The sequence below is a fragment of the Pristimantibacillus sp. Z349TD_6 genome (genome assembly GCF_056173205.1).
This window is the reverse complement of record NZ_CM149662.1, coordinates 753680-766532: the sequence shown is the minus strand read 5'-3', so window position 1 is coordinate 766532 and position 12853 is coordinate 753680. Positions and strand designations below refer to the sequence as shown.

The 12853-nt window shown below is 43.8% G+C and carries 11 protein-coding genes; 3 read left to right on the top strand and 8 right to left on the bottom strand.

Annotation, left to right across the window (positions count from 1 at the left end):
• Positions 1–232 precede the first annotated feature (232 nt).
• Positions 233–1342, top strand: coding sequence for a LysM peptidoglycan-binding domain-containing protein (locus tag AC0VYE_RS03330; protein ID WP_475446042.1), 1110 nt, complete (start codon positions 233–235; stop codon positions 1340–1342).
• Positions 1343–1393: 51 nt separating this feature from the next.
• Here AC0VYE_RS03330 and AC0VYE_RS03325 read toward each other — a convergent pair whose 3' ends face one another.
• The gene (locus AC0VYE_RS03325) at positions 1394–2149 is read right to left on the bottom strand and encodes a YheC/YheD family protein (RefSeq protein WP_475446040.1); all 756 of its coding nucleotides are present in this window, start codon (positions 2147–2149) and stop codon (positions 1394–1396) included.
• A gap of 325 nt (positions 2150–2474) precedes the next feature.
• Here AC0VYE_RS03325 and AC0VYE_RS03320 point away from each other — a divergent pair, with 325 nt between their 5' ends.
• The gene (locus AC0VYE_RS03320; RefSeq protein ID WP_339206614.1) at positions 2475–2678 is read left to right on the top strand and encodes a DUF378 domain-containing protein; all 204 of its coding nucleotides are present in this window, start codon (positions 2475–2477) and stop codon (positions 2676–2678) included.
• 139 nt (positions 2679–2817) lie between these two features.
• Here AC0VYE_RS03320 and AC0VYE_RS03315 read toward each other — a convergent pair whose 3' ends face one another.
• The 3 genes from AC0VYE_RS03315 to AC0VYE_RS03305 form a co-directional block, all read right to left on the bottom strand.
• Entirely contained in the window at positions 2818–4425 is a 1608-nt protein-coding gene (locus AC0VYE_RS03315) for a hypothetical protein (protein WP_475446038.1), read from the bottom strand.
• Positions 4409–5125, bottom strand: a complete 717-nt coding sequence (locus AC0VYE_RS03310) for an ABC transporter ATP-binding protein (RefSeq protein WP_475446036.1) — start codon at positions 5123–5125, stop codon at positions 4409–4411. Before AC0VYE_RS03310 ends, AC0VYE_RS03315 begins: the two co-directional genes overlap by 17 nt.
• Before the next feature lie 286 nt (positions 5126–5411).
• Positions 5412–5600: a CsbD family protein gene (locus AC0VYE_RS03305; protein ID WP_475449411.1), complete on the bottom strand. Its 189-nt coding sequence runs from the start codon at positions 5598–5600 to the stop codon at positions 5412–5414.
• A gap of 751 nt (positions 5601–6351) precedes the next feature.
• Here AC0VYE_RS03305 and AC0VYE_RS03300 point away from each other — a divergent pair.
• Entirely contained in the window at positions 6352–9819 is a 3468-nt protein-coding gene (locus AC0VYE_RS03300) for a galactose-binding domain-containing protein (RefSeq protein WP_475446034.1), read from the top strand.
• 162 nt (positions 9820–9981) lie between these two features.
• Here AC0VYE_RS03300 and lgt read toward each other — a convergent pair whose 3' ends face one another.
• The 4 genes from lgt to AC0VYE_RS03280 form a co-directional block, all read right to left on the bottom strand.
• Positions 9982–10767 carry a prolipoprotein diacylglyceryl transferase gene (gene lgt / locus AC0VYE_RS03295; RefSeq protein WP_475446032.1) on the bottom strand — a complete coding sequence of 262 codons (786 nt, stop codon included), beginning with the start codon at positions 10765–10767 and terminating at the stop codon, positions 9982–9984.
• 84 nt (positions 10768–10851) lie between these two features.
• Positions 10852–11652, bottom strand: coding sequence for a M56 family metallopeptidase (locus AC0VYE_RS03290; RefSeq protein WP_475446030.1), 801 nt, complete (start codon positions 11650–11652; stop codon positions 10852–10854).
• Complete coding sequence (locus AC0VYE_RS03285) at positions 11649–12080, bottom strand: BlaI/MecI/CopY family transcriptional regulator (protein WP_076268693.1); 432 nt, start codon at positions 12078–12080, stop codon at positions 11649–11651. Before AC0VYE_RS03285 ends, AC0VYE_RS03290 begins: the two co-directional genes overlap by 4 nt.
• A gap of 183 nt (positions 12081–12263) precedes the next feature.
• Positions 12264–12797, bottom strand: a complete 534-nt coding sequence (locus AC0VYE_RS03280) for an SRPBCC domain-containing protein (RefSeq protein WP_076268692.1) — start codon at positions 12795–12797, stop codon at positions 12264–12266.
• Positions 12798–12853: the final 56 nt, after the last annotated feature.

Below are 12853 nucleotides of genomic sequence, written 5' to 3'. Positions count from 1 at the left end.
AGCATAGTGTAAAATAACCATTGTTGTATGTATATTGCCATTTAAACTGGTCTTTTTGAGCTAAGTTCTATTAAATACTTCATTTTTTGGCGCTATGCACAAATTGGTAGTCTATGCGAGTTGCATCCGGAGCATTTTGCATACTGTTGAAATGGCTGTTTAGTCCCATTCCACATGTTGGAACATGTCGGATAAAATAGAATCAAGTTGAGAATAAAGGGGAAAACGTGCTTTGAATCAGAAAATTACACGCAGCAATAACCGTCAAAAAGGCAGCTTTGTATCTTTGAAAAAAACGACTCTCATCATCTACTTGGCAATCGTCATTATTCTCATTGGAGTCTGCGGCGTTCTGTACGGCAAATATTTGAGTGCGCTTGATTTCAACCTGCAATCCGCTGTTGCTAATAAGCTAGAGCAATCAAATGAGCAAGCGCTCAATAATGAAACCGCTAACTCGAATTCAAGCAAAAATGAAAATGGCGGGCTTGAAACGATTGTAGACGAGCTTATCCCCGCAGGATCTGTAGACGAGGAAGAAAAACAAGAACCAACTGAAGAAAAGCAGGATACCCATACGGGTTCCAAACCTGTTGAGACTAATAATCCAAATCCACCGGTCAAAGAGACTGTAAAAACACCTGACACTTCTAAGCCCGTTGTGACAGAAAAGCCCGACAAGGTGGAAAAACCTGTACAAGAACCAAAGGACAGCGACAAGACAACAGGCTCCTCCAATGAGACGATAAAGCTTCCAACTACCTATATCGTTCAAAAAGGCGACACCTTAAGCTCAATATCAGAGAAATTTTATCAATCGAAAGACCACTATGCACTGCTTGCAGAGCATAACCATATTTTGTTTATTAATGATATGAAAGCTGGAGATAAGCTAACTATTCCTGCATTATCCTCTGGCACTGGATCAACAGGCGGCTCGCAAGGGTCAAAGGATTATTCCAAAATCACCCTGCCAGCAACCTATTTGGTACAGGCTGGCGATACCCTCTCCAGCATATCCAAAATGTTTTATAAATCCGCGGAATATGTAAGTTACATTGCGCAGGAAAACAAAATTGACAAAAACGCCGGATTAAAAGCAGGCAGCAATCTCATCATTCCTTCTCTTAAAAATTACAAAAAAGAGGAAGATGATAACTCATGGGGTGTATCTCCAGGTTTTGAGACAGTTGATCATACCGTTAAAAACGGCGAGACGCTTTACAGCATTTCCAAAACCTATTATGGTTCCAACAAATACGCGATGTTCATTGCCGACTTCAATCAAATCATAGATATTGATAATGTAAAAGCCGGCACGGTATTGAAAATCCCTAAATGATTAGCTAAACGAAAAACGACGCCCTCTTTCGCGAGAGGCGTCGTTTTTTATCTATTTCTTCCTTCCATATTGCTTGGCATAAGATGTGATGCGTCGATACATGCTTTTGTCCTTTAAATGCTTCAGCGGATAAAACTGCGGTCTCGTATTTACCTCAAGAATCCAAGCATTTCCGGTTTTGTCCAAGGCGACGTCGAGACCCAGCTCACGAAATCTACTTCCATGTCTATCAAATATACGTCCAACTGATCTGCCAAGCCGCTTCAGTTCTGCTTCCTTTCTTTGTACTCTAGCATAACTGAACCCTGCTTGAGAAAGTGTATTCTTGAAATATCCGATCTGACCGCCTTGGTGATAGTTTGTTGTAACTTTCCCCCGCTTGCCTATTTTCGTGAAGAGCGCACTGCTCTTCCATATGCCGTTGTTTGTCTTTTGAACCATGACCCGTATGTCGAAAGAGTTGCCATTCACAGTGGCAAGATGAATGCCTTTTTGCAGCAAATAAGAACGCTTCCTCGCATGCTTTTTCAATTTTCCATAAAGGCTGTCGAGCGTGGAGCAATGATTTTTTTCGGAGTTGTGTTGGATCTGATAACCATTTCCCTGCTTCTTTATCCGTATAATATTAAAGCCGCCTGAACCAGTGGTCGGCTTGAAATAGACAGTAGGATATTGAGAAAGGATCATACTAAGATTCCTTCGGTTAAAGCGCAGCGTCTTAGGAACATACGCTCTTACATCTGCATTTTTAAGCAGCCATTTCGTTTTTGTCCACTTGCTCTTTATCGTGGTACTCTTGTAGCTCATAATGTACATTCCCTCCTTATCCCTAACATATGAGGAGGTATGATTGTCTGATCGTGCTCTTGTCTAGTCGGTGATAGATATGTATGCAGCTCACTTTAATGGAAGCATGATTCCATAATTTAATAGGGGAGCGAAGAAAATCTATCCGTTCTAACTTGGTCAAGCACTGTAAAAAATGCGATACATGTGTTTAAAGGATGAGGCTTGTATGGCATATCATGCGGCAGATACTCATAATCCTATAGTAAACAACTAAGAATCAGCGTACATCCATCCGGCTTTTCAGCAAAAAAGTTAGGAAACCCCATTAAGGAGGTTATTTCTGATGAAGGCACTTAACGTAATTAGTCTTATTCTGATCATCCTAGGCGGCTTAAATTGGTTATCCGTGGGCTTATTCAACTATGACGTCGTCAGTGAGGTTTTTGGGGGAACAGAAGAAGTTGGATCGCGAATTGTATATATCGTCGTCGGTGTCGCTGCGCTTTACGCTCTATCCCTTTTTGGAAAAGTAACAAGCGAGGACTAAGGAACAACGGCAGTAACCACAGGTCACGCCTGGCTAAGCCAGACGTGGCCTGTCGTTGTTTACTATAATCTTGTGATGTATGAGAAACTTGCATCTCCTTTTTTAAAAATTCATTCTGCAAGCAAGAGCATCATCATTCTTATCTCACTCGAAACGTTCTCGGCCCGTACCTGCGGACAAGCACTGGCGCAGCAGCTAAGTAAATCAGCGTCAGAGCAGCTATACTCACCGTAAATGGCACTATCGGAATTCGCAAAAAGATACATGCCCCGCTAGCTGCTGATATCCCCATATTCACTATATAATATAGCGGATTTTTCACATTCAGCTCTGTAGAATACGGTTGGAAAATATAATACATAAACAAATGATGTATAGTGAAAAACACGGCCAACGAAATAACACAGATCCAAAGCATGAGCAGTTCGCTGTTTAGCCACTCCCCGCCCGCTGCTGCGATAATTGCTGTTAGTGACACCCCAAAAGCGGCGGCAATACTCAGGTTCAAACCCATCATTTTTTTTAGCCGAATGAGGAAATGACCAAATGCCGAGCCGCGATAGAAGCTATAACGCATTAGACTAAGATCGCAGTTGTAGAACATAGCCTTGCAAATGTTTTCTCCAACGGACATGTAATACATAATCAGAACTAAGAACGGAAATACCATTCCCGCATTCCATTTTAGACTCTGCAGCTGCTCTCGGAATAGGAAGGTAAGCAGAACACCCACGACGCCAAAAGCACCAACGATAACTAATCGTTTGTTAACCGGGCTGCTGATCAGGCTGCGGTGCCGGAGAAAAAATATAGCGTTTAAATAAGCATAACCCTTTTTGCCGTCTAACTTGCCTTGCTCGTTTACATCTATGATATAATCGCTATCCTTTGATTTAACGCTCTTCTTCTGTGACTCTGTCACCATACGACCCAGATCGAGCAGAGGGTCATCCCTCTTAGTTGCCGCATCAACCACTCCGCCGTAACCGGTATAACGGGCCAGTTGAAAGACAGCAATCAAGCCTACAGCTATAATGACAATACAAGCCGGCAGACTCAGAAGAAACGTACTAGTAAACGGAACCTTGCCGAGCAGCAATGGCAAATACGCCCCGGCATAACCAATCAAAATAATCATCCATACGAGAGCTGTTTGTTTAATCAGTACAATGCCCGTTTTCTCAAAAAGCTTGAGATGTGCATACTCCGCAAGAACTCGCCACATTGTGACCATAATGGTAAGCAAAACCGCTTGCAATATGGAAACTCCCGCGAGTGATCCGAACAAAAGCATGGCTGGCAGCAGATATAGCAAAAAGGTTGTATAACGATAGGCAAGCGACGCCTGCATATATCTTTTTCCAGACAGCCTCATCAGCTTCACCGCTACGTACTTCTCTCGCTTTGGTTCGAGCACAGTCGCGCTGCTGATCGCTGCCACAACAAAACTGATGATTGCAAAAATATGTACAAACTGCTGGTGCTTTTCTTCCTCAGACAATCCCACAACGAATTCCGCTATAGGCAAGTAGATAAGTATCCCCAAATATGCGAATCGAAGCATGAATCCCCACAGCTGGGTAATGATGAGCGCTATTATAGAAACAGCCTTCTTGAGCCCCAAATTGGCGTAGAAGCTATTGTGCACCAGCTTGCCGAGCAGCGGCAGCTTCTGAATATAATAAATGAGCATATTTGCCGTAATGGAGGTTCGAATGGCCAGCAGCGTGTTAAGCGTTCTCAGCATGGGCTTCATCCTTCAGCAGGTTAATGACGGATTGCTCAAATTCCGCGCTATGCAGCAGCTCTGACGGTACGGCAGACAACTTCCCTTTGTTCAAAACAACCAGCTCATCGCATAGATCTGAAGCTAATTGCAAAATATGCGTAGAGAATATAAGAATGTGATCATTCTTCATCTCCCTCAGCATGTTCTTCATCTCCAGAGCAACAATAACATCGAAGGAGGTAAGCGGCTCATCGAGCAGTATAATGGGCGGTTTCGTTATGAGAAATAGCAGCATTTGCAGCTTGTTCTTCATGCCGTGTGAGTACCCTTTGATCAGCAGATGGCGATCCTCCATTGTCATGCTCATCATGTCAAAATAATAATCAATGCTCTTATCCATTTGCAGCTTGCCTTTGTTAATATCCATAAAAAACTTCACGAACTCATAGCCCGTAAGAAACTCGGGAAGAATCGGCAGCGAGTACACGTATCCGACGTCCTGCTCGCTTAGCTTCCTCGTGTGGCCATCCACCTCCAACAGCACTTGCCCGCCATCCATGTCCTTCTCTCCGCTCAGACAGTCGAATAGCGTCGTCTTGCCTGCACCGTTTCGGCCAAGCAGACCATATATTTTTCCTTTCTCAAAAGTAAATCCGGCTCCTTGGAGCACTTGTTTATCCTCAAATCGCTTAACGATATCTTCAATAATCAGACGCAATTACAGCTCCTCCATTCATCCCATTAATTTCATCTCCTATTTTGTACGATAATGAGAACGAAAGGTCTCGAATTGTAAGGCTGCTGAAGGAAAATTATAAGTAAATACGTAGAATGACTTGCAGGGAGTAAGCACAAAAAGAGCAGCCAGCCTCCCTTCGACGGGAGAGCCGACTGCTCTTCATTGCAAAATATTATAAGCGGCTGATAATGATTGGTACCTGAACACCGCTAGGCAGCCCTGCCGCAAACCTATTGGCTCAGATGCATACATTATCGTCCTTTCGCTACTCGCTGATTTTTTCCTTCAGTTCGCCAAGCTTCTCCTGTGCAGCACCTTTCAGCTTATCCAACTTGCCTTCAGCCTGCAGCTTCTTGTTATCTGTCGCTTTGCCGTAGCTATCCTTCATTTCGCCTTTGCTTTGGTTCGCAATACCCTTCACTTTATCTTTCAGTCCGTTTGTATTCATCTTCATCATCTCCTCGATAATTGTATGCTTCTTCTTACCTCCAAGGGGTGATTTTGAAACAGGGCTATATTGGAAGGCGATAGTTTTACGGATGAATTACCCTTTATTTAGTCTATTAAATACTCATAATAAAGCTCGTTTACAATGTCATTTTTGATATCGATATAGAGATTAGTGGTGTGCGTGAATCGATGGTCGAGTGTAAATAAGCGCAGAAGTGCACCTGTTTTTAACAAACGAAATGAAAATGATTCGAATAAGTGTATAAATGCATCTAGTTGAACAAAATTGAAAAATATTTAGTTAAATAAGTGCATTTATGCTCTTAGATTCAGCTACCACTGACTGATGTGCACATTTAGCTAACTTGCTTTGCAGTGTTAAATTCATTAGACAGTGCCTTGGCAAGTTTTTTCATAAAGCGCAGTTGCTTATTTTCAACTGAAAACCTCTAATATATAGACCCCGTTTATCTAAACAATAATATTACACACGATAATCGTAGGAATGCATATTCAGCAAGCTGTGTAACTGATTTATGCTAGTACTATAAGTTTGTTTGCAATATCGTTTGATCGTGCAACATTATCCGCTTATTTAGTAAACCAATATTAAATCAATATTGGTTTTATTGCATTGCGGTCTAGAATCGCGATGACTTCACACATTTAAGGAGGTGATTAAGAAAGAATGTAATGATGTGCAAAATTGAAAGCGCATTAATTCGAGGTTAAAACATCTGACTAGGAGGTTTTTTATGTTATCAATGAACGAATTGGTAAAAAGAAATCCATTCGTCATCATGTCTTTGGCATTTGTTTTATTGCTGTCGCAGCTCACGCTGTACCCCTCCGTATCTTCAGCCGCCGGAGGCCCTAATCTTGCTCTGGGCAAAGTTGTATCAGCCAGTGGCTATGCCGATGTGTATGTAGCGAGCAACGTTAATGACAACAACCAGGGTACCTATTGGGAGAGCGTAAATAATGCATTTCCACAATGGCTCCAAATCGATCTTGGTGCGAATACGAGCATCGATCAAGTTAAACTAAAGCTGCCTGCGGGCTGGGAAACACGTTCACAAACCTTAGCTGTACAAGGCAGCACAAACGGCACAACGTTCTCTACTATTGTTGGTTCTGCATCCTACACATTCAATCCAGCAGTGAGCAGCAACACCGTGACAATCAACTTTACAGCAACCAGCACCCGTTATGTTCGCTTAAACTTTACGGCTAACACGGGATGGCAAGCTGGACAAATTTCTGAATTCGAAATTTACGGTTCCACAGTAACGCCAACACCTACTCCTACTCCTATACCAACAGTTACTCCAACCCCTACACCTGTGCCTACACAAACGCCAACGCCAACTCCTACACCGACGATTACACCTACACCTACAATTACACCGACGCCTACCATTACACCAACGCCACCTGCTGGCGGCAACTTAGCTCTAGGTAAATCAATCACTTCCAGTTCTACCGTCCACACATTCGTAGCAACGAACGGCAACGACGGCAATACGGCTACATACTGGGAAGGCGGCAGCAATCCTAGCCAATTAACCGTCGATCTCGGTTCCAATCACAACATCACATCGATTGTTGTGAAGCTAAACCCGTCTAGCGAATGGGGTACGCGAACCCAAACGATTCAAGTGTTAGGCAATACTCAGAACTCTTCCACATTCAGCAGCTTGGTTTCCGCGGCATCTTACACGTTTAACCCCGCTAACGGCAACTCGGTAACGATTCCGGTAACCGCTACGGCGAAACAGGTCCAATTGAACATAACGAACAACTCCGGCGCTCCTGCTGGCCAAGTAGCCGAATTTGAAATCTATGGCGCTCCAGCTCCAAATCCGGACCTTACGATTACAGGAATAACTTGGACGCCTACATCTCCGGTAGAGACGAATGCGATTACCCTGAACGCAACCGTTAAAAATATCGGCACTGCAAACGCCCCTGCGACTACAGTCAATTTTTATCTCGGCAACGAGCTGGCAGGATCTGCTCCAGTAGCCGCATTGACGGCTGGCGCTTCAGCTACCGTATCGCTGAATGCCGGAGCAAAAAATGCTGGAACCTACGCCGTTAGCGCCAAGGTCGACGAAAGCAATGCAATTATTGAGCAGAACGAGACTAACAACAGCTATAGCAGCCCGTCTGCATTAACCGTAGCTGCCGTGTCCAGCTCCGATCTAATCGCAACCGCCTCTTGGAATCCTAGCAATCCAAGTGCCGGCAATACAGTAACCTTTACCGTAAATCTTAAAAACCAAGGAAACATTGCTTCCGCCGGTGGTGCTCATGCCATAACATTAGTTCTTAAAAATGCTGCTGGTGCAACCATTCAAACCTTAAATGGTTCCTATAATGGCTCATTAGCTGTAGACCAATCCGTCAATGTCAGCCTGGGGACTTGGACCGCTGTCAATGGCAGCTACACAGTAACTTCCACTGTTGCAGCTGACACAAACGAAGTACTCATTAAGCAAGCTAACAACTCAAATACAACAAGCCTTTATTCCGGCCGCGGCGCTAATATGCCGTTTACCATTATTGAAGCTGAGTCCTCTTCCAATACAACGAACGGAACAAAATTAGCTCCGAACTTCAAGCCTGGCGATTATGCGGGCGAAGCTTCTGGACGCTCCGCCGTGCATCTTGATGCAACAGGCGAATATGTAGAGTTTACGCTGACTTCTTCTGCTAACGCTTTTGTCCTTCGCAACGCAGTTGCAGAAAATACGACCGGAACGATTAGCATTTATGCTAACGGTGTGAGTAAAGGCAAATTCACGGTAACCTCCAAGTTTTCTTACGTATATGCAACACCAAGTACGCTTGGCCGCCTGGGTTACGACAATGCGCCTGGGGCAGGATTAACAGCTTACTGGCTGTATGAAGATTCCCAGTTGCTGCTTGACCAAGTGTATCCGGCAGGAACGAAGATCAAAATTCAAAAGGATGCTGGTGACGTTTCGGCAATCTATGTTGACATGATTGAAACCGAAAATGTCGCTCCTCCAGCCGCCAACCCTGACACGACTAAATATATTTCGGTTTCTTCTTCCAAATCCATAGAGCAAGCGCTTAATGAATTTAGACAGGATTCCACGAAAAAAGGTATTTACATCCCTGCAGGCGAATGGGTGATCAACAGTAAAATATTTCTTTATGGACGTGCAACCGAAATCATTGGTGCTGGTCCATGGCATACCAAATTGGTTGCGCCACAGAACCAATCCAATACGGATGTAGGCTTTAATATTGGTTCTACCGCTAACGGTTCAACGATTAAAGACCTGTCTGCATGGGGCAACTATGTATACAGAACTGACGGTCCTGGTAAATTCATCGATGGCAACGGCATGCAGAATGTAACCGTTCAGAACGTCTGGGTTGAGCACTTCATCTGCTTGTATTGGGGCGTGAATTCCTCCAACAACACGTTCAAAGACAATCGTATCAAAAACACATTCGCAGATGGAATTAATATGACCAACGGCTCATCCTATAACGTGATTGACAACAACTACTCAAGAGGCGCCGGTGACGATGCCTTCGCCTTATTCAGTGCAGTTGATGCTGGCGGTTCCTACAATGTAGGCAACAAATACACGAATCTTACAGCAACCTGTGTAAGACGCGCAGCAGCTTTCGCCGTATACGGCGGCTCGGATAACCTATATCAAAACCTCTATGGTGCAGATACGTTGACTTATCCAGGCATTACCATCAGCAGCTTAAGCTTTGGTTACAACACATTAGGATTTGGCGATAAGGATACTGTAATTGATGGCGTAACATTAGACCGGACGGGTGGAGATTTCTGGACCAGCGTCGGCGCTGATGACAAAATTAATGAATATCAAAACTTTGGCGCTATCTGGTTCTTCGGCGGAGACAGAACCTTCAAAAACATTCTCGTAAAAAATGTGGACATTAATAATCCCGTGTACTTCGGTCTAATGTTCCAGACAAAATCGCCAGAGAACCTTGCTATGCAAAACGTTCGCGTAGAGAACGTTAACATCAACAACCCTTCCCGCTACGGCATCAAGCTCGTGGTTAGAGGAGAACAAGGCCAAGGGCCAGCTGTCGGCGGAGCAAGCTTTACGAATGTGAAAGTGAATAACCCAGGTGTCGCAGCCATTTATGGTGAAAGCGGCAGCCCGAACTTTACAGTGACAAGAGTATCCGGAAACAACTGGTAATCTAGTGCAATGAAGAAGGAAGCAGCGTACTCGGGTAACTGAGTACGCTGTTTTTTTCTAGTAGTATACGATTCGAATGATTGCTGCGGCTGACGGAATGTAAAAACATTTTCATCAGAATAAATCACAACTTTTTAATTTTATAAATTCAGTACATTGGAGCTATTGGATAGAAATACGCATCTTCTTCCGCTCCCGCATAACAAGGAAAACAATTAAGCTTAAGCTAACCGCTATAACGCTGAAGCTAGTCCACTGACCGGCTGTCCAATTAAACAAGTAGCGCGGCGAATCTCCCCGCAGCCATTCCAAGTTAAAACGACCGAATGAATACAGGATATTGTAAGTTAAGAATAATACCCCGGCTCCCCACTTCCTGCTTTTCAATAAGATTAGCAAGACGAATACGATGAGATCCCACTGTCCCTCCCATATTTCCGCAGGCCACAGCGGTTGTGAGCCGTAAACGTCGTAAGCCATCGTTCCTTCTGGATAAACAATACCGAAGCCCGAGCTAGTTGGCGAACCATACGCATCTCCATTCAGAAAACAGGCAATTCTGCCAATCGACTGCCCCAAGACGATTGCTGGAGCCATTATGTCGGCCAGCTCCCAAAAAGATAAACGATGCTTCCTCGTATAGACGATCAAAGCCACGAAGCTGCCAATCAATGCTCCTTGAATCGAAATTCCGCCATGCCATATGTACATGATTTCGATAAGATGCTTCGAGTAATACTCCCATTGAAAAAAGAAAACATGCCAGATTCGCGCAGACAAGATTGCACCAACGAATAGATATGGAACCATGTTCAGTATATGCTCCTGATACAAAGTACCGGCTGCCAAATGACGAGCCATCCCAAGCGCTAGCAGAACCGCCAAAGCCACCACTACTCCGTAAGAATGTACTTGGTACTCTCCAATTGAAAATAAAATAACTCTCATTCACTTATCCTCCCTGGGATCATATCGCCATGACCTGTCGCCTTCCTCAATACTACAGTGTGTAGTATGATTGCATAAAAAAATTTATGAGTCTCCGCCCAACATAAATAGCAGCAGCAACGATAAAGAGGCAAGCAGTGGTCTGCGCAAGGCTATCTTTACCTTCACTGTTTTGTCAGGCTCTAGAACTTGCATGATGCGATAATGCATCGTTGTATTTGCAAAATGAACCGATGCCGCATGCTGCTTCATTCCCCCCAGCTTTGACAACTTCAATAGTACACTAGCCAAATGCAACTCCGAGCCCATTTGGCGGATCGCAAAGCGGTCGGCGAGCAGCTCAGTCCATGTTTGATAATAGCGAAAAATCGGCTTCATAATGGGCCAATACCCGAAAGCTTCCGTCAGCATGGTCATCAGAAACAGCTTGTAATTATCACGATTGAGACAATGATGCCATTCATGCAGCAATATCGCCTTTACCTCATCATCACTGAATATAGCGAGAACCGCTGTTGAGACCACAATTTTCGGCCGTCGCATGCCGATCGCCAGCGCGACAAAAGCATCATCCTTCACCACGATGATTTCTGTTTTTAAGCTGCGGTACTTATAGTTAAAGCGTTTCGTTAGTCTGTCATGTTTAATAGCATAAAACAGCTTTAGCCATTTCCTCGAAAAATACGTCTGCGTTATCATTCGCCAGATCACCCTTATGAGCGTATACAAGGCGACCATGACAAGCAGGGCAAAAGTCAAAGTAAAACCATGCAGCCTCTCGTCTTCCATTTGGCGAGCAACAAAAATCCCCATCTGCATGCTAAACAAAGCCATGCAGAAGATCATCAGTGCAAAGATCCATTTCAGCTTAACCGGAGGGTTCATTCTTTTTTTCCTCTCTTGATTTCGCTTAGTTTGCGTTCCAGCTTCGCGATCGTTTCCTGATCAACGTCATCCAGCGCATCGATCATATGGTTCACGACTAAACTGCCATACTCCTGTATAAGTCCTTGTGATACTGCTTTCGTCTGTTCCGATAAAAATTGTTCCCTTGACTGCACCGTGCTGAACTGTGCAGCTTGGTTTCTACCCGTTCCAGTCTGCCTTTTCGTAAGATGGCCTTTGTCCAGCAATCGGTTCATCACTGTCATCACTGCGTTAACAGAAATCGGATTATCCTGATTTAAAATTGCCTGTACCTCTTTGATACTCAAACCATCGGAAGACCATAGAATATCCATAATTTTAGCTTCAAGCGACCCAAAAAATCGATTTAGTCCCTCACCGCTCACGTTCAATCTTTTTATTTGCATGCGATCACGTCCTAACATACTACACAGTGTAGTATGTTAGGACGTTCATGTCAATATTTGTATCTTTATTCAAGGGTTATTCGGAGCAATGTAATATTAAATCACTATTCCATCTCGTTTATTTCTCCATAAATAACAAAAGAGGCGTAAAATGAACCTAGGTTCATTCTACGCCTTTATTCCTTAATTGCTTTGTTGCAGCTTTTCCAAATGAACATCCAAGTTTTCAAACGTTTGCGTTATACCTGGAATCATTCCCATATCGATCACCGTTTGCAAAGCTTCTGGCGATGCATATTTCGCGGTATTAATTAGTTTCGTCTTGCCATCTTGCTCAATAAAATCGAGTGTAACCATCATTTGCGGCATATTTTCCGCAATATTGCCTTCCGCATCCGAGAAACAATCTTTATAGACGATCTGCTCCGGTGCTGTAATCTCCTGATAGAATGCTTTACCCCACGATTCCATACCGTAGAAGTCGCCTTGGTTCTTATCTTCACACTTCATGCAATAATGCCAAGTTCCACCTGGACGGAAGTCGACGTTGCATACAGGTAAAGTCCAGCCTTTTGGTCCCCACCAATGTTTTAAATGCTCTGCCTCCGAGAAAGCTTTGAATACAAGCTCGCGCGGTGCTTGAAACACACGCTCCAATATAAGTGTGCTGCCTTCTACTTTCGATACCAATTGATTAGTTAGGTTAGGGTTAGTCATAATAAACATCCTCCTCAAATTTGTTTATATCATTAATCCGTTGATTTCTTATAGCT

Bases quoted from the DNA above. Each gene is read 5' to 3' on its own strand.
- AC0VYE_RS03325 (WP_475446040.1), bottom strand. From the start codon at position 2,149: ATGAGCTACAAGAGTACCACGATAAAGAGCAAGTGGACAAAAACGAAA.
- AC0VYE_RS03320 (WP_339206614.1), top strand. From the start codon at position 2,475: ATGAAGGCACTTAACGTAATTAGTCTTATTCTGATCATCCTAGGCGGC.
- AC0VYE_RS03315 (WP_475446038.1), bottom strand. From the start codon at position 4,425: ATGCTGAGAACGCTTAACACGCTGCTGGCCATTCGAACCTCCATTACG.
- AC0VYE_RS03305 (WP_475449411.1), bottom strand. From the start codon at position 5,600: ATGAAGATGAATACAAACGGACTGAAAGATAAAGTGAAGGGTATTGCG.
- AC0VYE_RS03300 (WP_475446034.1), top strand. From the start codon at position 6,352: ATGTTATCAATGAACGAATTGGTAAAAAGAAATCCATTCGTCATCATG.
- lgt (WP_475446032.1), bottom strand. From the start codon at position 10,767: ATGAGAGTTATTTTATTTTCAATTGGAGAGTACCAAGTACATTCTTAC.
- AC0VYE_RS03290 (WP_475446030.1), bottom strand. From the start codon at position 11,652: ATGAACCCTCCGGTTAAGCTGAAATGGATCTTTGCACTGATGATCTTC.
- AC0VYE_RS03285 (WP_076268693.1), bottom strand. From the start codon at position 12,080: ATGCAAATAAAAAGATTGAACGTGAGCGGTGAGGGACTAAATCGATTT.
- AC0VYE_RS03280 (WP_076268692.1), bottom strand. From the start codon at position 12,797: ATGACTAACCCTAACCTAACTAATCAATTGGTATCGAAAGTAGAAGGC.